Consider the following 19,110-nt stretch of genomic DNA (forward strand, 5'->3'; position numbering starts at 1 on the left):
TGGTGGATGATTGCCCGCCGCACCACGCGCCGCGCTTGACGGATTTTCGTGGAACCAGGTCGCCGCCTAAAGCGGCCGCTACCGTGCCGCGGAAAACGCCGGATGAAGTGAACCTGATGGGTGGGCGGGCCGACATATCGAGACGCGCGCGGATGACGCACGCTGGGCGCTTTCGGCTCGGTTCAGACCAGCAGGAGGTAGACCAGCGCAACCAGAGCCGCCCCGACGCCGGTAGCAATCAGGGCGTAATCGGTGCGGAGGTCGTCCTGCACGTCGAATGAGGTTTTGGTCTCGTCGCTCATGGCGACGGTCTAAGCCAGGGCCGACGAGACTTATGTGAAGCAGATCACATCTCCCCGGATTCTTTCGGGGGTACAGCCGGAACAGGTTAGCGGGCGGGGGGTTGTCTCCCGATCTGCCACCAGGGAACGAGGCAAGCGATGCGGCCAGAACGGCAGCCCCGGAATTGGCGAAGCGAAGCAGGCAGCCGACTTTGGCTGTCGGGGCTGATCGCGGCCATGGAGCACGCTGAGCGGCCGGAAGTCCGTCGGGAACCGGTCGCCCCCGAAATCCTGAAGGCACTGCGGATGCAATTGGCCTTAACGGCCTCTTACCGGTCCGCACCGATTTCGACCCTGCGCCACTAGGACTTATTCACCAGCCAGCTTCAGCCTCGGCGTGGCACCGGCTTCGACGGCCCGCAGTCGGGCTTCTTCACGCGCGATGTAGTTGCGTGTCGTCGGCACGACGCCTTGACGCCGGGTGAGTTGAATCTGGAAGTTCATCATATGCTGCTTGCGGAACGTCATCTCGCTGGCTGCCAGATAGAATTCCCACATCAGCGCGAAGCGCTCGTCATACAGCTGCACGGCTTCTTCGCGCCGCGCCATGAAGCGCTCGCGCCATGCCTTCAGCGTTTCGGCGTAATGCAGACGCAGAATCTCGATGTCGCAGACCAGCAGGCCTGCCCGCTCGATCGCCGGCAGCACCTCCGAGAGGGCGGGGATGTAGCCGCCGGGAAAGATGTATTTGGCGATCCAGGGATTGGTGGAATCCGGGCCCTGCGAACGGCCGATCGAGTGCAGCAGCATGACGCCGTCCTTGTCCAGCAACTCGGCGCAGCGCCGGAAGTAGGTGTCGTAGAAGCGGGCGCCGACATGCTCCAACATGCCGACCGAGACGATGCGGTCGAACGGGCCGGCGATGTCGCGATAGTCCTGAAGCAGGAATTTGGCCGATCTGGTCAGGCCCTTTTCGGCTGCGCGCGCATTGGCGATCTGCAACTGCTCGGTCGACAACGTGACGCCGGTGACGTCAGCACCTGCGATCTCGGCGAGATAGAGCCCAAGTCCGCCCCAGCCCGAGCCGATGTCGAGGACGCGCTGGCCGTCCCTGACGAGCAGCTTTGCGGCGATGTGCCGTTTCTTGGCGAGCTGCGCATCGTCGAGCGTGCTCTCCGGCGTCTCGAAATAGGCGCAGCTATATTGCTTGTCGGCGTCGAGGAAGAGCGAATAGAGCCTCGCATCGAGATCGTAATGGTGTGCGACGTTGCTGCGGGAGCGCGGGCGCGGATTGAACTGCTTCAGGTGCCGCACCAGATAGCGCAGGTGCCACCAGGGTTTTGCCCAGTGCGGCAATAGGTCGGGTTGATCGAGCAGGATCGCGAGGGCATCAGCTATGGTGCCGTGCTCGACGACGAACTCGCCGTCCATGTAGGCCTCGCCAAGCCCGAGCTCGGGATTGACGAGGATCTTCCGCTCTGCGTCCGCGGTGACGAAGCGGACTGCGACCGGTTTGCCCGAGCCATCGCCGACGGTGAACTTCGAGCCCTTCGCCGTGGTCACCGTCATCGACCCGCGGCGGATGAATTGAGACAGGAATTGACGCAACAATCGATCCATCGGCACCCATCCTCTCGAGCGAACCCGAAGAGATGCGACTAACCCGGCCTTTACACCCTACGCCCGGGCATCTCAGCGGTTCCTATGCGTTTGCATCTAGATCTAGGGAGGTGTCCCGGGCCCGCTATTGCGCTGTGCTCAAAGCGGATATTCCAAAACCGCTTAATCACATCCTTGCGCGCGGAGCCTGCTTCCATTCGCGGCTCAATCGGATAAAAGGTGACCCGCTGCGGCGCCGCCTGCCGGCTGCACCTCTCGGAATTCAATGGAGATGATGGGAATGTCGAGCCGAGCGCTCAGCCTCGCGATGGTCTTGCTTCTGATCGGCTTCGGCGCGACCGACACCGTTCTCGCGCAGGCGACGAACCTCGAGGCCGGCAAGGCCCCATCCCAGCTTTTCGCGCAGACCTGCAATGCATGTCACAAGAGCCCGCGCGGCCTGTTGAAGACGGTGGCGCCGGGCTCCTTGCCGGGCTTCCTGCGTCAGCATTACACGACCAGCCCCGACATGGCCGGCGTGCTTGCCTCTTACCTGGTCTCCAACGGAGCCACCGACACCCGCTACCAGGCCAAGGACGGCAAGGACAAGAAGGACGGCGCCAAGGACAAGGAAGCCGCTACCAATCCCGCGCAGTCCCCTGAACATCAGGGCCGCCGGCAGCGTTCCCAGGAATCCGCCAAGCCGGAAGGCGAGGGCGCCGCTCCCGCGGCCGAGGGCGCGCGTCAGAAGCGCGCTGCGCGGCCGGCCGAAGAAGGAACGAAGGACGGCGCGAAGCCCGAGGGCCAGGCTGCACCCGAAGGGCGCAAGGCGAAGCGTCTCGGCAAGCGCGGCAAGCCGGGAAGTGATGAGGCGCCGAAGGTCGATGCCGCGGCGCCGACAGCAGACGACAAGAAGAGCGAGCCGAACGTCGAGTCCAAGCCCGAGACAAAGCCCGAGACTGCGAAGGTGGATTCCGGCGAGGCTAAATCCGAAGGCAGCAAACCCGAAGGCAGCAAGCCGTCCGAGAAGCCCGCCGAGGCCAAGCCGGAAAGCGCCAAGGTGGAGCCGCGCGGCAGCGAAGCTCCGGCGTTGCGGCCCGACCCGGTGCCGCAGGTGACGCCGGCAGCACCGTCCGCCGAGAAGCCCGCCGAGCCAGCTGCGCCCAAGGCGGCAGAAGAGGCTGCTCCCAAGCCCGCCGCGAGGTCCGAACCGCCAGCGAAGTCGCAGGAGCCGGCGCCCGCGACCGCTGCGGCGCCACCGGCGCCAGCCGAATCGTCCGGTCCGCCGACGCCGCCGATTTCGCGATAGGCGACCACATTTTTAGCCATGTGAAGGCCGCGCGCTCGGGCGGCCTTCGTCGTCTTGACCGCAACGATTGATCGCAGCAGCGATCTCGCGCGGCCAGCCGGCGCTGACGGCCGAATACAAGCTCAATCTGTTGTCGCCCGCGGTCCGCAAGAAACTGATCTGCCGGGCGAGGGTGATCAAGCCGGGGCGTCAGGTCTCCGTGGTCGCCGCCGGCGTTTTCTACGTCAGCGACGGCGTCGAGAAGCACACGGCAATGGCGCTCACGTCGATCGCGATGCTGAGCGAGGACGTTGCTGCCACAACGAAAAGCCCGGCCGCCTGAGGCGACCGGGCTTCGAAAGCCTGCGCGAACGAGCGCGAGGCTTACTTCTCGGTCTCTTCAGCAGCCGGTGCCGGCTCGGCGTCGTCCTGCTGGGCTTCGGGGTCGAAGAACTCGCCGGCGGCTGCGATCGCTTCGGCCGCAGCATCCCGGTCTTCGTTACGGCTCGAGATGTCCTCGCCGCGGTTGATGCGCTCGGCCTCGTCCTGGCTGCGCGCCACGGTGACACTGATCTCGATCTCGACCTCGGGGTGGATGGCGACCGTGATGGTGTGCTTGCCGATGGTCTTGATCGGCGCGTCGAGCTGAACCTGCGGGCGGGACAGTGAAACGCCGTCGGCTTCGAACGCCACGACGATGTCGCGCACGTTGACCGAGCCGAACAGTTGGCCGGCTTCCGAAGCCTGACGGATCACGATGATGTTCTTGCCCTGGATCTTCTCGGCGACCTTGGACGCCTCGCCCTTGGACTCAAGGTTGCGAGCCTCGAGCTCGGCCTTCATGCCGTCGTACTTGGCACGGTTGTCGGCGGTGGCGCGCAGCGCCTTGCCGCGCTTGAGCAGGAAATTGCGGGCATAGCCGTCGCGAACCTTCACGACTTCGCCCATGTGACCGAGCTTGTTGACGCGTTCCAGCAAAATGACTTCCATATTCGTTCTCCTTTGATGTGTTGAGTGAGTTGGAATTTCGAACTTGAACTTTCGGGCTTGAACTCAAGAGGTCGGCAGCGGCGGCGGCTGGCGCGTACGAAGGAAGCGTTCGCGGAGGCCGAACACGGCATCGGCGAGGCCGAGGATCACCATCGCGATGACTGGCCATCCGAACACGACCACGACGGCGTAGGTCGAGCCGAGCCAGAAGGTGCGGCTCTTCAGCGCCAGCGTCAGCGTATGCAACACGGCAAAGCCGGTCAGTGCGTATCCCATCATTAGCGCCGCCGTCGCGATCTGCGCCACGATCGCAAGCAGTCCGCCGGTGAAGCAGAAGGCGAGCGCGATGCAGAGCGCCACGAGCGTCATCGGCGGCAGCTCCGCCGTCATCAGGTCCGGCCAGGGGCGCCGCAGCCGGCCGGACGTCGCCGTCACCTTGGTGCTGAGCCAGAGGTTGAGGGTCAGCGTCATCATCGCGACGATGGTGGCGCCGGCCGGCAAGATCCGCACCAGTGCGCCGACGAATTGGTCGGTCTCGCCGGAGCTCTGCGGGTCGGCGGCTCGGAGGAGGCGCATCAGGCCACGGCGCAGCGTGCCCGTGATGGTCTCGGCGTCTGTGCCGATCGTGAGCAGGGCGGCGATCGTGGTCAGTGTGGCGAAGCCTGCGATCCACAGCAGGATGCGGCCGACCGGATACCACTCGAGCGCTGGCTCAGTGGCGGCCTCCGGCGCGGCGGGTCCGACCTGCCGGCTGAGCAGGACGAGATGGCCGAGCCACCAGGCCGGCAATGCGACGGTGAGGGCAAAGGCGATGCAGTAGGGCAGGCCGAACAGGGCGCCGAGGCCAACCGCGGCGGCGATGCCGCCGAGGCTCGCGCAAAGCGGTCCCCAGCCGATCGAAGCGACCATCAGCGGCAGCGGTGCGAGATAGAACAGGACGAGCGAGATCAGCGCGCCCGAAGCGATCGAGGCGAACATCAGGGCCGACGCAGCGCCGGCGATCAGGGCTATCAGTCCAAAGGCCATCATCAGCTGTCCCGCTCCCTTCGAGCGGTTAGAGGCATCTCGCCCCAACCATCGGCGACCGGACGATCCGGAAGCCTTATGAGAAACTAGGTCGTACGGCCGGCGGCGATGTCGTCGCCGGCCGTATTCGTCTTAGCGAATGACGTAGGGCAGCAGGCCCAGGAACCGCGCGCGCTTGATGGCGCGGGCAAGCTCACGCTGCTTCTTCGCGGACACCGCGGTGATGCGGCTCGGCACGATCTTGCCGCGCTCGGAGACGTAGCGCATCAGCAGCTTGGAGTCCTTGTAGTCGATCTTCGGAGCATTCGCGCCCGTGAACGGGCAGCTCTTGCGGCGACGGAAAAACGGGCGGCGTGCACCAGCTTCAGCCATTGTTCTTACTCCCCATCCGTCGTGGTGGTGGTGGTGGTTTCAACGTCTTCGCGCGGACGGCGCGGACCGCGGTCACCGCGGAAGCCGCCACCTTCACGATCGCCACCACGGAAACCACCCTCGCGGTCGCCACGGAAGCCACCGCCTTCGCGATCGCCACGGAAGCCGCCGCCACGGTCGTCACGCTCGCGGTCACGATCGGCCTTGCGCATCATCGCGGACGGGCCTTCCTCGAGCTCCTCGACGCGAACGCTGAGATAGCGGATCACGTCTTCGCTGATGCGCTCCTGGCGCTCGATCTCGGCGATCGCCGCGGACGGCGCGTCGATGTTGAGCAGCACGAAATGCGCCTTGCGGTTCTTGTTCATGCGGTAGGTGAGGGAGCGTACGCCCCAATTCTCAGTCTTGGTGACCTTGCCGCCGAGACCTTCGACGATGCCGGTCATCTGCGCAGTCAGCTCTTCGACCTGCTGCGTGCTCGCGTCTTGGCGCGCGAGAAAAACATGCTCATAGAGAGCCATGGAAGTCCTTTCCTCATGTTGGCGCATCGCCCGGCGTCAAGCCCTTAAGAGGCCTTCGGAAAGGACTCTGGGATTAAGCTCAGAAGGCGGAAACACGGGACGACGGGCCGACTGGCCCTGCCACACCAAAATCACGAATGATTTGCTGAGACCGTCCGTTCAGCTCCCGGCCGGGGTCTGCGGATGGGCGCGTTATACGGATTTCGGCTGGCTTGGCAAGGTTGCAGGCGGCGGTTTCGGCGCGGATGGTCCCGATGCGGGCGGCTGGAACCACCGCGGACCACCATACCGGCTTGATTTATTTGTTTGTATGTCATACAAATAAGTCTAAAGGGAGCGAACCCCAATGGCAGAAAAGCCGGCCCATGAGCCGCTAGAGGCGGCAGGCGACCCCAAGCACGCCGCCCGCGCCACGCGGTCGGCCGGCCGCAAAATGCGCTCGCTGCTGCTGGATGCCGCGAGCCCGCTGTTTCGGGAGCGGGGGCTGTCGGGTACGGCGATCACCGACATCGCAGCCGCTGCGAACGCATTCCCGAGCCAGATCACCTATTATTTCCGCACCAAAGAGGCGCTGTTCGTCGAATGCGCCTGCCGCGAACTGCTGTACCTGGCGCGGGCGACCGAGCAGGCGGCGCTGAAGGCGCGCACGCCGCAGGACTATACGCACGCGCTGGCCGAGACCGTCACAGCTAGCGATTCGGTCGCCTTCTTCGCCGAGGCGCTGACGCTGACGCGGCGGCGCCAGGATCTCGCGCCGCTGGTCGAGCGCACCATCGAGCGCCTGCACAGTGAAGGTGCGCGGGCCTATGCGAGCCAGGTCGCGCGGCACGGCTGGCGCTCCCTGCGCGCGTCCGATGAGAGCTCGCGGCGGTTCTGGGCCGTCGCCATCGGAATCATCCTCGAAGGCTACGCCATGGGCCGTTCGCCCGAGGCGCTGTGCGCCGAGATGCTGCGCGTGCTGGGCGAGCAAGCGAAATCCAATCATGACGCTGCGCGCTTGCGCCTCGTCGACGCGCGCGACGCATCGAGCAATTCGAATGAGGAGAGTTAGGCCATGACTGCGCTTCGCATGCGTGCCCGCGATTTCCTGACCGACGATCAACTTGCCGACGTGCGCCGGCGCGTGACCTGGAAAGGCGTCGCGCTGATCGCGCACGCCTGGGCGCTCATCCTCGCCGCAATCGCCTTGGTCGCGTGGTGGCCCAATCCGATCACCTATATTGTCGCGGTCGCCATCATCGGCTCGCGCCAGCTCGGGCTCGCGATCCTCATGCATGACGGCGCGCATGGCTGCCTGTCCGCCGACGAGAAAACCAATCTGACCTTGAGTCAGTGGTTCTGTGCCTATCCTCTGTTTGCGGAGACGCGCAGCTACCGGCGCTATCACCTTCAGCATCATGCGCGCACGCAGCAGGAGAATGATCCCGATCTCGTGCTGTCGGCGCCGTTTCCGATCACGAAGCTCAGCTATCGCCGCAAGTTCATTCGCGATCTCACCGGGCAGACCGGCTACCAGCAGCGCAAGGCGCAGTTGCTCAATGCGCTGGGGCCGAAGGACTGGCCGTTGCGACAGCGCGCGGCGCATTTTTGGGAGAAGCTCGGCCCGCAATGTCTGGTCAATGGCGCGATGTTCGCCGCGCTCACGGCCGCCGGCGTGTGGTGGGCCTATCCGCTGCTATGGCTGGTGCCGCTCCTGACCTGGATGATGGTCATCACCCGCATCCGCAACATTGCCGAGCACGCGGTCGTGCCCGACAGCAGCGATCCCTTGCGCAATACCCGCACCACGTACGCCAATTTCTTCGAACGTCTGTTCATCGCGCCGTATTACGTGAACTACCACCTCGAACATCATCTCCTGTTCTACGTGCCCTGCTACAATCTGCCCAAGGTGCACCGCCTGCTGAGCGAGAGCCGGCATGCGGGCCGCATGGAGGTGCAACCGAGTTACGCAGCCGTGCTGCGGCTTGCGACCGCGAAGCCGAACCGCGATGACCGGCCGGGGCAATTGGTCAACAGCGCGCGCCGCGCGCAGGCGGGGTCCGAGGTCGACGCCAACCAGACGGCCGGCGGATTCTAGGGACCCGTCTCTCCAGTCGAAGGCTGCTAGGTGAGTGCTGATCGAAGTTCCTATCTTGGCTTGACATTCCGGCCCCGGACAGTGTCTACGGCCCCCTTTGGAGCATGATCCGGAACCATGGCCTAAGGCCGTGCGTCATCGGCTGCCGGTTCTCGCAGGGATCACGTCCGACAAGCAGGGAGCGCCGATGACGGCAGCATTCACATTTCCGGGGCAGGGTTCCCAGGCGGTCGGCATGGGCAAGGCCCTAGCGGATGCCTTTCCGGCGGCGCGCGCCGTGTTCGACGAGGTCGATGCCGCGCTGGGGGAGAAGCTGACGGCGACTATCTGGGATGGTCCGGCCGAAACCCTCCAGCTCACCCAAAACGCCCAGCCGGCCCTCATGGCGGTGTCCGTCGCCACCCTGCGCGTGCTGGAGGTCGAAGCCGGGTTTTCCGTGGGGCGGGATGCGGCCTTCGTCGCCGGCCACTCGCTCGGTGAATATTCGGCGTTGGCCGCGGCCGGCAGCCTGACGATTTCCGACACCGCGCGGCTGCTTCGCATCCGCGGTCTCGCAATGCAAAAAGCCGTGCCGGTGGGCGTCGGTGCGATGGCCGCTCTGCTCGGCCTCGACTACGAGGCCGCCGTGGCGGTGGCGGACGAGGCCGCTCAGGGGCAGGTCTGCCAGGCCGCCAACGACAATGGCGGCGGGCAAGTGGTCGTCTCCGGCGACAAGGCCGCGGTCGACCGCGCCGTCGAGATCGCCAAAACCAAGGGCGCCAAGCGCGCGATGTTGCTGCCGGTGTCCGCCCCGTTCCATTGCAAGCTGATGCAGCCGGCTGCCGACGCGATGGCGGAGGCGCTGGCCAAGGTCACGATCAAGCCCCCGGCGGCCCCGCTGGTGTCGAACGTGCTGGCGAGCGCGATCGTCGATCCCGACGAGATCCGCCGCCGCCTGGTCGAGCAGGTCACCGGCACCGTGCGCTGGCGCGAGTCGGTTGCCTATATGGCGGGGCAGGGCGTTACCCGTTTCTTCGAGATCGGTGCCGGCAAGGTGCTGACCGGCCTCGTCAAGCGTATTGCGGACGGTGCCCTCGGCGTTGCGGTCGGTGGTCCCAACGACATTGCCGCCGCAAAGGATGCATTGGCCGCTGCGAAGCAGGCCTGAGGCGCGATGATTCGTCGTCGCGCTTGAGTTCTTTAGTTGACGCACGATCCTTTCGGAAAATCGCTGCGCACGTTTCCGGATCGTGCCTTGGAGGAGTTATCGATGTTCGATCTGACTGGCAAAAAGGCGCTTGTCACCGGCGCAACCGGCGGCATCGGCGGCGCGATCGCACAAGCGCTTCACGCGCAGGGCGCCACCGTCGCGATATCGGGGACGCGCAAGGAAGTGCTGGATGAGCTTGCCGGCAAGCTCGGCGAGCGCACCCATGTGCTGCCCTGCAATCTCTCCAAGGCCGACGAGGTCGAGGCGCTGGTGCCCGCTGCGGAAGCGGCGATGGGACAGGTCGACATCCTCGTCGCCAATGCCGGCATCACGCGCGACAATCTCTTCGTGCAGCTCCGTGACGAGGACTGGGAGGAGGTCATCAACATCAATTTGACCTCGACCTTCCGGCTTGCCCGCGCCGCCACCAAATTGATGATGCGCAAGCGCTTCGGCCGCATCATCGCCATCACCTCGGTGGTCGGCGTCACCGGTAACCCGGGGCAGGGCAATTATACCGCATCGAAGGCGGGCCTGATCGGCATGATCAAGACGCTGGGTGCCGAATACGCCAAGCGCGGCGTCACCGCAAACTGCATCGCGCCCGGCTTCATCAAGACACCGATGACCGATGCGCTCAACGACAAGCAGCGCGAAACGATTCTGACCAAGGTTCCGGCCAATCGCCTGGGGACGCCAGAGGACATCGCGGCGGCCGCCGTCTACCTGAGTTCGAACGAAGCGGCCTATGTCACCGGCCAAACCATCCACGTCAACGGCGGCATGGCCATGATCTGACGCCTCATGCCGCACCGCCCCCTTGGGCAGCCGAATGCGGCAAACGGCCGTTTCCGGAGCGAAATGAGGCTTGTAGTCAACGCAATTGAAGTATGATAACCGGACCTTCAACGGATGGGCAAAGAACGCCATTGCAGGTTTTTGAAACCCTGTATATTGGCGATGCGGAGCCTTGGCCGTCATTCGCCGGGCCTGCATCGGTTAGGATGGGGCCAAATCAAAGTTCGTAAGCGAAGGCAGTCAACGACCACGACGGCTCGTATCGTCCCGGGGGGTCGGGTCTACAGGGAACAACACGAGGTTATGCAATGAGTGAGATTGGCGAGCGGGTTAAGAAGATCGTGGTCGAACACCTTGGTGTTGAACCCGAGAAGGTTGTCGATGCTGCGAGCTTCATCGACGACCTCGGCGCCGACAGTCTGGACACCGTCGAGCTGGTGATGGCGTTCGAAGAGGAATTCGGTTGCGAGATTCCGGACGATGCCGCGGAAACGATTCTTACCGTCGGCGATGCCACCAAGTTTCTCGAGAAGAACGCGAAGAGCTAAGGCTCTTCATTTTCGCGGGGACAACATTGAAACCGGACGGACCGCCCAACAGCGGTCAGCCGGTTTCTTGTTATTGGCCGTGAATATTTCGATGCGGAGTTTTCGGATATGAGACGGGTTGTCGTCACGGGTCTTGGCATGGTTTCGCCACTCGGCTGCGGTGTCGAGCCGACCTGGAAACGCATCCTCGACGGCCAAAGCGGCGCACGCAGGATCGAGAGCTTCGATGTCTCGGATCTTCAAACCAAGATCGGCTGCACGGTCGTGCGCGGCGACGGCACCAACGACACTTTCAATCCCGACATCTGGATGGAGCCGAAGGACCAGCGCAAGGTCGACGACTTCATCATCTTCGGCATGGCCGCGGCCGGCCAGGCACTCGACGATGCCAACTGGCACCCCGAGACCGAAGAGGACAAATGCGCTACCGGCACGATGATCGGATCCGGCATCGGCGGCCTCAACGGCATCGCCGAGACTGCGGTCCTGCTGAAGGAGCGCGGGCCACGCCGGGTCTCGCCGTTCTTCATTCCGGGGCGCCTAATCAATCTCGCCTCCGGCTATGTCTCGATCAAGCACGGACTGAAGGGGCCGAACCATTCGGTGGTCACGGCCTGCTCGACGGGTGCTCACGCGGTCGGCGATGCCGCCCGCCTGATCGCGCTCGGCGATGCCGACGTCATGGTTGCCGGCGGCGCGGAATCGCCGATCGGCCGCATCGGCATTGCCGGCTTCAACGCCGCGCGTGCGCTCTCGACAGCCTTCAACGAAACGCCTGAGAAGGCCTCGCGTCCCTACGACAAGGACCGGGACGGCTTCGTGATGGGCGAGGGCGCCGGCGTCCTCGTCCTTGAAGAGCTCGAACATGCCAAGCGCCGCGGCGCGAAGATCTATGCCGAGGTGATCGGCTACGGTCTCTCGGGCGATGCCTACCACATCACCTCGCCGTCACCCGACGGCGACGGCGGCTTCCGCAGCATGGCGGCGGCGCTCAAGCGCGCCGGCCTCACCGCGTCCGATCTCGACTACATCAACGCGCACGGCACCTCGACACCGCTCGGTGACGAGATCGAGCTCGGTGCGGTTGAACGCCTGCTCGGCAATGCCGCTTCGAAGGTCGCGATGTCTTCGACCAAGTCGTCGACCGGTCACCTCTTGGGCGCGGCCGGCGCGATCGAGGCGATCTTCGCCATTCTCGCGATTCGCGATAATGTCGTGCCGCCGACCATCAACCTGGACAATCCGTCGGTCGAAACTGCGATTGATCTCGTGCCGCATCAGGCGAAGAAGCGCGAGGTCAACGTCGCGTTGTCGAATTCTTTTGGTTTTGGCGGTACCAACGCATCGGTCATCTTCCGGCGTCTGGTCCATTAGTTTGTCGTTGCGACGAATCCACCGTTTTGCCGTATTCGGCGATAGTCATGGAAGCGGGCGCGTGCATTGGCTCGGCAAGCGATTGTCAGGTCGCGATTGAACCGGCAGGATTCAGGTTGCTTCGATGAGTGAAAGGCCGCCCATTTCGCCCCGGAGTCCGCGGGCAGCGCTCGAGCCCGAGCAGGTCCCGCCGCCGCCGAGGCGATCGGACCGCGCGCGCAATCCGTTCGTGATCGTCGGCAACGCCATCATCACCCTGCTGCTGATTGCGATGATCGGCGCGGGCGGCGTGTACTATTACGGCCGGCAGGTGCTCGAGGCGCCGGGACCGCTGAAGGAAGACAAGATCGTCAACATCCCGCAGCGCGCCGGCAAGCGCGACATCGCCGAGACGCTGAACCGGGAAGGCGTGACCGACGTCAATCCGTGGGCGTTCATTGCCAGCGTCGCTGCGCTAAAGGCGAGCTCGGACCTCAAGCCCGGTGAATACTCGTTCCAGAAGAACGCATCCTTGCGCGACGTCATTGCCACCATGGTCGAGGGCAAGGTGGTACAGCATGCCGTGACAATCCCGGAGGGCCTGACCTCCGAGCAGATCGTGGCGCGCCTGTCCGACAACGATATCTTCACCGGCAGCGTGCGTGAGCTGCCGCGCGAGGGCACGCTGCTGCCCGAGACCTACAAGTTCCCGCGTGGCACCCCGCGCGATCAGGTGATCCAGCGCATGCAGCAGGCGCACAAGCGCGTACTGACCGAGATCTGGGAGCGCCGCAGTCAGGACATTCCGGTCAAGAGTCCGGAGCAATTGGTGACGCTGGCCTCGATCGTAGAGAAAGAGACCGGCAAGCCGGACGAGCGCAGCCGCGTCGCCGCGGTGTTCGTCAATCGCCTGAAGCAGAGAATCAAGCTGCAGTCCGATCCCACGATCATCTATGGCCTCGTCGGCGGCAAGGGCACGCTCGGCCGTCCGATCAAGCGCAGCGAGATCACGCAGCCTTCGCCCTACAACACCTATGTGATCGAGGGCCTGCCGCCGGGCCCGATCTCGAACCCCGGCCGCGCCTCGCTCGAGGCTGCCGCCAACCCGGCCCGCACCCGCGACCTCTATTTCGTCGCGGACGGCACCGGCGGGCATTCCTTCACCGAGACCTACGACGCGCACCAGAAGAATGTAGCCAAGCTGCGCGCGATGGAAAAGCAGATCCAGAACGACACGGTCGAGCCGGCCGAGGACGCGCAGCCGCCGGCCGCCGCCGCGCCCGGTGCCGCCGATACGCCGACGGCGACCACGCCGGCGCGGCCCAACCAGCAGAAAAAGCCGCCGGCCGCTCGCCCCGCGGGTCCGCCGCCGGCCCGCCAAGGCGCGGTGCAGCCCTCGCCCCCGGTGGTCCAGCGCTAGGCTGCGCGCAGACCTGCCCCGCGGGACTTTGCGGATTACATTTTCCTGCAAAATAGTCTTAAGATTCGCGTGGCTTGATGGCCGCGCGAATCCCGTGCTTCTGGAGAAATTGACCTGATGGCGTTGTCGTCCATGACCGGCTTTGCCCGAAGCCACGGCGCGAATGGGCCGTATACGTTCGAATGGGAATTGAAGTCGGTCAACGCCAAGGGCTTTGATCTCAGGGTACGGCTGCCGCAGGGGTTCGACGAGCTCGAGGCTCATGCCAAGAAACGCGCCGCCGAGCTGCTCTCGCGAGGCACCGTCTACGCCAATCTGACCGTGAAGCGCGCCAATGCGGCCGCCAGCGTCCGCGTCAACGAGGACGTGCTCAACGCCGTCCTCAAGGCCGCCGCCGTGATCGCCGGCAAGGTCGATGCGGTCGCGCCGAGCGTCGACGGGCTTTTGGCCATCAAGGGTGTCATTGAGGTCGCCGAGCCCGAGGGCGACGAGGAAGAGGACAAGGCCGCGCGCGCCGCCGCCGCGGATGCCTTCGACAAGGCGCTCGCCGAACTCGTCGAGATGCGCAAGCGTGAGGGCACCTCGCTCGGGCAGATCCTGATCCAGCGCGTGGACGAGGTCGAGCAGCTGGCGAAGAAGGCCGAGGCTGCGCCCGGTCGCAAGCCCGAGGCGATCAAGGCCAGGCTCGCCGAGCAGATCGCAACCCTGCTCGACACCTCCGACCGTTTCGATTCTGACCGCCTGATGCAGGAAGCGATCCTGATCGCGACCAGGGCCGACATCCGCGAGGAGCTCGACCGCATCGCCTCGCACATCGCGCAGGCGCGCGAGCTGATCGGCAAGGGCGGCCCGGTCGGGCGCAAGCTCGACTTCCTGGCGCAGGAGTTTCACCGCGAGGTCAACACCTGTTGCTCGAAGTCGAACGACATCGAGCTCACCAATACGGGGCTCGCCATGAAGAACGTGGTCGAGCAGTTCCGCGAGCAGGTCCAGAATCTGGAGTGATCGATGACGATTGGCGGTCACGTAACTGATGGTGTCGAGCGGCGCGGATTGATGTTCGTGCTGTCCTCGCCGTCGGGCGCGGGCAAGACGACGCTATCGCGTATGTTGATCGACCGCATGCCCGGCCTTCGAATGTCGGTGTCGGCAACCACGCGGGCGATGCGGCCGGGCGAGGTCGACGGCAGGGATTATTCGTTCGTCGACAAGGCCACCTTCCACGCGATGGTGAAGGCCGACCAGCTGCTGGAATGGGCGACCGTGTTCGACAACAGCTACGGCACGCCGCGTGCGCCGGTTGAGGCGGCGCTGTCAGCTGGGCAGGACGTGCTGTTCGACATCGACTGGCAGGGCACGCAGCAGCTCCGAGAAAAAGCACGCGCCGACGTCGTCAGCGTGTTCATCCTGCCGCCCTCGGCTGCCGATCTCGAGAAGCGGCTGCATTCGCGCGCGCAGGATTCCGACGAGGTGATCCGCAAGCGCATGAGCCGCGCCAGCCACGAGATGAGCCACTGGGCCGAGTACGACTACATCGTCATCAACCATGACGTCGACGACGCCTTCGCCGAGGTCCAGTCGATCCTGAAGGCCGAACGCCTCAAGCGCGAGCGGCAGACCGGCCTCGTGGGCTTCGTGCGAGGTCTGCAAGACCAGCTTCAAGGCTAGGCTGCGTCAGCCTCGGCCCGTCCTTCGCGAGCCGTTCCAGCATCGTCGTGATCACGTCGATGTCGATGCCGTCCTCGACTCCCGCATCGTCATCGCGATCGGCCGGCTCTTCGTCATCGACGTCGTTGGCCGCGAGCTGCGGTGCGGCCTCGATCTGGAATTCTCCGTTGAAGACATCGGCATCGTCGAGCTCTGCGGCATCTTGGTGCGCTTGCGGGACGCGCTTGTCGATCACATCAATCTCGCGATCGATCGCGGCGAGCTGCGCGGTCTTGAGCTGGACTGTCTGCGGACGCAGGGCATCGAAATCCACCGGGCGCGGCTGCCGAGCGTGCGGCGCGTCGGCGGACGCTGCGTTGAGCCAGGGTGCACGGCCATCGTCGTGATCGTGCGGCTCAAAATTGTCCCAGTTGACGCGGCGCTGGTCGCCGGCCTGGACGCGGATACGTCCACCGGCGAAGCGGTAGATGACGCTGGCGAGGATGCCGGCAAGCGCCAGCGCGCCTCCGATCACCAGCAGCAGCATCTGGAGCGAGCCGGTCTGCTTGTCGGTGGTGCTGTCTGCCGCAGCCAGAGCCATCGGAGCAGGGGACTTCGCCGGCTTCGCGGTCGGCTGCGCGGCGACCGCGACAGGTGCAGGCGACGGCTGCTCTGTGGGCGCGGCGGACGCCGTGGAGGCGTCGGGCCAGCGCCCGGCGACGGCGGGCTGCTGTGCGTTGGCGTCAGCGGAGGGGTTCGCAGCTTGCTGCGTCGGCGCCGGTCCGGCCTGTGCAGGCGTCTTCACAGTGGCGATGCTCTGCGGCGTCAGATATTCGGCGCGCGCGTCCTGGACGGAGTGCTGCTGCGGCAGGGCTGAATCCGCTGTAGTCGTATCGGGCGCAGCCTGTGCGGTTTGAGTGGCCTTGCCGCCTTCGGCGCGCAGATACCAGCACTGCCGCTTGGTCGCGCGCTCAAGGCGATAATGCCAATGCTGGCCCTGCGGGGCGGCGCCCTTTGGCGAGCCAAGGCAGTCGTTCGCGGCATTTGCCGTGCTCGGTGGCGTCGATGCATTCTGCGACACGGCGGCCAATGGCGCACCGGCAATGATGCTGCCTACGAGGGCCGATAAGAATTTCGCGGTGCGGTTGCCCATCCTGGTCTCCCGATTACGCATGACGCAACTCGTTACCTTCCCTTTCTCGTCAAAGACTTGGGTGGCAATGAGCCGCAAATCCGGAGAGGATGTGGCCTGAATCGGGCCTGCGCGGCGTTGGTTCCCCCGCGAAATCAGACTTTTTCGCGCTACTGCTTGGTCGAAGTCCAGGTTCCGCCGCAGCCGTCGGAGCGACGGAAGGATCCGGAACCGCTGCGGGCAGCGAGGCGGCCGGAGCCGGTGAAGGTCACGCCATCGCCTTGACCGAACGTGCTGACCGCGCCGCTCGCGCTGACGGTACCCGTGACGCCTTGGCCTATGACCTTGCCCGAGGAGACCACGACCGCGCCGGACGTGGTGCCGCCGCAGCCGACGCTGACGACCATCCAGGCGCCGTCGAAACTCCCGCCACCTCCACCACCGCGTCGCGAGAAACTGCGCGGCTCCTCGGCCGGCTTGCTGCGGCGCGCCGAGGGCGCCGGCTCGGCGGAACGATCCGATCGCGAGCCGGACAGCGACTTCTCGTCATTGCCGATCGAGCCGCCGGCGCTGCCGGACTGCGCGACGGCGGACGGTGGAGCGACGGTGACGGACAGGAAGAGGGCCAGGGCAATCGCAGGGATGACGGCATTGCGCATGAGCAAAAATCCAAAATGAAAAATCGTATCAACGGCCGGAGCCGTCGGCACAGACGGAACCGATAATGCGGCAAGCTTTGCCAGCCTTGCCGCATTCGTCAAGCGCGGCGTCTTTCGCGCGCTGCACGCTGTCGCGCTGGACCAGCGACCAGGATTTGTCGGAGATCGCGAACGCGCCGCAGCGGTTGCCATAGAAGGACAGCTCGATCGGACATTTGGCGCCGGCGCAATTGCCGCGCGCATCCGCCACCGCCGCGCGCCGCGAGGCGTGGTTCCAGGAGATGCCCCATTTGCTGCCGTCGGGCCCGTAGACGATCGAGCCCCATGGTTTCAGGTCCTCCATCTTGCGCATCCGCAGCAGCAGGCCTTCGGTCGCTTCGCCCGTCGGCGCCATGGAAATCCGCTGCTGGAGCTTTGTGATCGCGCGGGTCATTCCGTCAGGGCTGTCAGGATCGAAATTGAGCTCGTAGAGCCGCTCGCTGAGCTCGCTCAGCAGGGCGGCATCGCGCAAGGGGACGCGGTCTGGATCGGCGCGCAGCCGATCCGCCGGCAAAGGATCTGGCTGCATCGCTGCGACCTGCGGCGGGGCGGTTTGCGTCGGGGCTACGAAATAGAAGGTGCCGTCGATCGGCGAGGACGACACCCAGGGCTGCTGCGCGCCGGAGGTGGCGCGCTTCACCGCGAGGCCGACCTGGTTGAAGGTCTGGAACACGTCGAGGCCCGCGGTCCGGACCGTCGCGGCCAATGCTTTTGTGTAGGGGCTGTGGCCATCGCTGCCGTCCTGGGCGACATTGCCGGGCTGCGTTGCGTAGGAGATCAGCGTGCCCTCGGGCGCGCGCATCTGCGCGAGGCCGCCATCGGAGGCGCGCAGGCCGCGCGAGCCGAACGGGTTGTTGCGGCAGGCGTCGAGGATCACGAGGTTGAGGCGCGTGCCCGATCCCTGCATCTGGCGCAGCACGAGATTGACATCGGTCATCTGGAAGTCGACGTCGGCCTCGCGGGTCGGATTGGCGCCGACCGGCACGAGATAGTTGGCGCCCGAGACCTGCACGCCGTGACCGGCATAATAGAACAGCGCGACGTCGGCGCCCTGCACCTGCCGGCCAAAGCTCTGCACCGCCAGATCCATAGCGCCCTTGTCGAGATCGAGCTGGGCGCGGCCTCCGACCAGCGTGAAGCCGAGCAAGCCAAGCGTGTCCGCCATCAGGCTCGCGTCCTTGGATGGATTGTCGAGCGGCGTGATGTTCTTGTAGGCGGAGTTGCCGACCACGAGCGCGATGCGCTTCTCGGCCGATGCAGGTTGCGTGGCGACGACGAGCAGGGCTGCGACCAGCGTCGCCAGCCCCGGGACGCGATTGAAAATCCTCGCGCGCATCAAAATTCCCCAAAAATAATGACGCCAGTCTAACAGTCCGGCGCGCCGGCGAAAAGCGGCGCCACATGCGTACTGTCCGTCATGCCCGGGCTCGTCCCGGCCATCCACGTTCTTCGTGCCGCGTGGCAAGGCGTGGATGGCCGGGACAAGCCCGGCCATGACGCGGATAGGCCGCGTTGCATATTTCGCAGGCGAGGGGCCATGGCCGCGCGTTCCCGCGGCAGGTTCTGCCCGAGCCTTGCTGCCGTTCATCGCCCAATGGAAGCCAAAGGGCGCAGGGAAGGCCGGGCGCCGGCGGCACCCGTTTGGTCCGTGCGCTACAGGAATGCACACGGGGTGGACCGATTGGGTGGCCGATCGCCCGGCCTTCCCTGCGCGGATGGTTTTAACGGTGTCCTTCGTGCTCTCCCCGGGGAGCGATGCACTATTGCCCCCGTCGCCCCGCCGATCGCTGATGCGCGCGCCCGGTTGGGCCGCCACATCACCGCGAGGCTTGACGCACAGACCCCGGGCGTCAGGACCACACGACTTCTCCGTCCGCGGACGGTCCCGCCGAAATCGTCGAGGGCTTGCGTGTGCTCACCCCCGATGACCGACAAGCCCGCTCTCCAGCGCCGTGTCGTACGCGTCGCGTGAGGACTCACGGTTGCCCGCCCGGTCATCACGCCGCCCGCGCCGTCGCTGCCGCGTCCACCGCCACCCGGCCCGCATGTCGTGACGGTCGCGAACGCCCCTTTGGCAGGGCCAGGATGCGGGCTGTATGCCACAAATCCGAAATTCGGAAAAGCGAAATGTTTTTGCGCCGATGGCTTGACGGGGTGTTTTGCCCGAC

The 19,110-nt window shown here is 65.3% G+C and carries 18 protein-coding genes and 1 pseudogene; 11 read left to right on the forward strand and 8 right to left on the reverse strand.

From position 1 onward, the window contains the following. Positions 1 to 650 precede the first annotated feature (650 nt). The gene (locus AC0L3A_RS01735) at positions 651 to 1,901 is read right to left on the reverse strand and encodes a cyclopropane-fatty-acyl-phospholipid synthase family protein (RefSeq protein ID WP_354129085.1); all 1,251 of its coding nucleotides are present in this window, start codon (positions 1,899 to 1,901) and stop codon (positions 651 to 653) included. Between the two features lie 280 nt (positions 1,902 to 2,181). Here AC0L3A_RS01735 and AC0L3A_RS01740 point away from each other — a divergent pair, with 280 nt between their 5' ends. Together AC0L3A_RS01740 and AC0L3A_RS01745 are read left to right on the forward strand one after the other, a co-directional pair. Beyond that, complete coding sequence (locus AC0L3A_RS01740; RefSeq protein WP_473253487.1) at positions 2,182 to 3,189, forward strand: hypothetical protein; 1,008 nt, start codon at positions 2,182 to 2,184, stop codon at positions 3,187 to 3,189. A gap of 70 nt (positions 3,190 to 3,259) precedes the next feature. After that, positions 3,260 to 3,511, forward strand: a pseudogene (locus tag AC0L3A_RS01745) (hotdog family protein); the annotation flags it as partial. A 41-nt stretch (positions 3,512 to 3,552) separates the two neighbouring features. On the opposite strand, the gene rplI reads toward AC0L3A_RS01745, so the two are convergent. From rplI to rpsF, 4 genes are all read right to left on the reverse strand, one after another. Beyond that, entirely contained in the window at positions 3,553 to 4,158 is a 606-nt protein-coding gene (rplI, locus tag AC0L3A_RS01750; protein ID WP_007592024.1) for a 50S ribosomal protein L9, read from the reverse strand. A 63-nt stretch (positions 4,159 to 4,221) separates the two neighbouring features. Next, on the reverse strand, positions 4,222 to 5,187 hold the full coding sequence (locus AC0L3A_RS01755) for a DUF2232 domain-containing protein (protein ID WP_007592022.1): 966 nt from the start codon (positions 5,185 to 5,187) through the stop codon (positions 4,222 to 4,224). A 129-nt stretch (positions 5,188 to 5,316) separates the two neighbouring features. Continuing rightward, the gene (gene rpsR, locus AC0L3A_RS01760; RefSeq protein ID WP_007592020.1) at positions 5,317 to 5,556 is read right to left on the reverse strand and encodes a 30S ribosomal protein S18; all 240 of its coding nucleotides are present in this window, start codon (positions 5,554 to 5,556) and stop codon (positions 5,317 to 5,319) included. A 5-nt stretch (positions 5,557 to 5,561) separates the two neighbouring features. Next, entirely contained in the window at positions 5,562 to 6,077 is a 516-nt protein-coding gene (gene rpsF, locus AC0L3A_RS01765) for a 30S ribosomal protein S6 (protein WP_007592015.1), read from the reverse strand. A 346-nt stretch (positions 6,078 to 6,423) separates the two neighbouring features. Between rpsF and AC0L3A_RS01770 the strand changes: the two genes are divergently transcribed. From AC0L3A_RS01770 to gmk, 9 genes are all read left to right on the forward strand, one after another. Further along, the gene (locus AC0L3A_RS01770; RefSeq protein WP_473253488.1) at positions 6,424 to 7,128 is read left to right on the forward strand and encodes a TetR/AcrR family transcriptional regulator C-terminal domain-containing protein; all 705 of its coding nucleotides are present in this window, start codon (positions 6,424 to 6,426) and stop codon (positions 7,126 to 7,128) included. A gap of 3 nt (positions 7,129 to 7,131) precedes the next feature. Then, the gene (locus AC0L3A_RS01775; RefSeq protein WP_473253489.1) at positions 7,132 to 8,157 is read left to right on the forward strand and encodes a fatty acid desaturase family protein; all 1,026 of its coding nucleotides are present in this window, start codon (positions 7,132 to 7,134) and stop codon (positions 8,155 to 8,157) included. A 187-nt stretch (positions 8,158 to 8,344) separates the two neighbouring features. Continuing rightward, a complete protein-coding gene (gene fabD, locus AC0L3A_RS01780) occupies positions 8,345 to 9,304 on the forward strand; it encodes an ACP S-malonyltransferase (protein WP_473253491.1) in 960 nt (319 codons plus the stop codon). 102 nt (positions 9,305 to 9,406) lie between these two features. Beyond that, the gene (gene fabG, locus AC0L3A_RS01785) at positions 9,407 to 10,144 is read left to right on the forward strand and encodes a 3-oxoacyl-[acyl-carrier-protein] reductase (RefSeq protein WP_007592006.1); all 738 of its coding nucleotides are present in this window, start codon (positions 9,407 to 9,409) and stop codon (positions 10,142 to 10,144) included. Positions 10,145 to 10,452: 308 nt separating this feature from the next. Beyond that, complete coding sequence (locus AC0L3A_RS01790; protein WP_006020277.1) at positions 10,453 to 10,692, forward strand: acyl carrier protein; 240 nt, start codon at positions 10,453 to 10,455, stop codon at positions 10,690 to 10,692. A gap of 108 nt (positions 10,693 to 10,800) precedes the next feature. Then, positions 10,801 to 12,066, forward strand: coding sequence for a beta-ketoacyl-ACP synthase II (gene fabF / locus AC0L3A_RS01795; RefSeq protein ID WP_219683193.1), 1,266 nt, complete (start codon positions 10,801 to 10,803; stop codon positions 12,064 to 12,066). A 124-nt stretch (positions 12,067 to 12,190) separates the two neighbouring features. Next, positions 12,191 to 13,465 (forward strand): endolytic transglycosylase MltG, encoded by a 1,275-nt coding sequence (gene mltG, locus AC0L3A_RS01800; protein ID WP_007592003.1) that lies wholly within the window; start codon positions 12,191 to 12,193, stop codon positions 13,463 to 13,465. Positions 13,466 to 13,582: 117 nt separating this feature from the next. After that, a complete protein-coding gene (locus AC0L3A_RS01805; RefSeq protein WP_473253492.1) occupies positions 13,583 to 14,470 on the forward strand; it encodes a YicC/YloC family endoribonuclease in 888 nt (295 codons plus the stop codon). 3 nt (positions 14,471 to 14,473) lie between these two features. Next, a complete protein-coding gene (gene gmk / locus AC0L3A_RS01810; RefSeq protein ID WP_007592001.1) occupies positions 14,474 to 15,133 on the forward strand; it encodes a guanylate kinase in 660 nt (219 codons plus the stop codon). On the opposite strand, the gene AC0L3A_RS01815 is transcribed toward gmk, so the two are convergent. From AC0L3A_RS01815 to AC0L3A_RS01825, 3 genes are all read right to left on the reverse strand, one after another. Next, positions 15,066 to 16,265 carry a hypothetical protein gene (locus AC0L3A_RS01815; protein WP_473253494.1) on the reverse strand — a complete coding sequence of 400 codons (1,200 nt, stop codon included), beginning with the start codon at positions 16,263 to 16,265 and terminating at the stop codon, positions 15,066 to 15,068. The genes gmk and AC0L3A_RS01815 overlap by 68 nt on opposite strands. A gap of 149 nt (positions 16,266 to 16,414) precedes the next feature. Next, the gene (locus AC0L3A_RS01820) at positions 16,415 to 16,903 is read right to left on the reverse strand and encodes a hypothetical protein (RefSeq protein WP_473253496.1); all 489 of its coding nucleotides are present in this window, start codon (positions 16,901 to 16,903) and stop codon (positions 16,415 to 16,417) included. 28 nt (positions 16,904 to 16,931) lie between these two features. Beyond that, positions 16,932 to 18,278, reverse strand: a complete 1,347-nt coding sequence (locus AC0L3A_RS01825; RefSeq protein ID WP_007591998.1) for a caspase family protein — start codon at positions 18,276 to 18,278, stop codon at positions 16,932 to 16,934. Between the last annotated feature and the right edge of the window lie 832 nt (positions 18,279 to 19,110).

Source organism: Bradyrhizobium sp. MI1.3, from assembly GCF_055811695.1.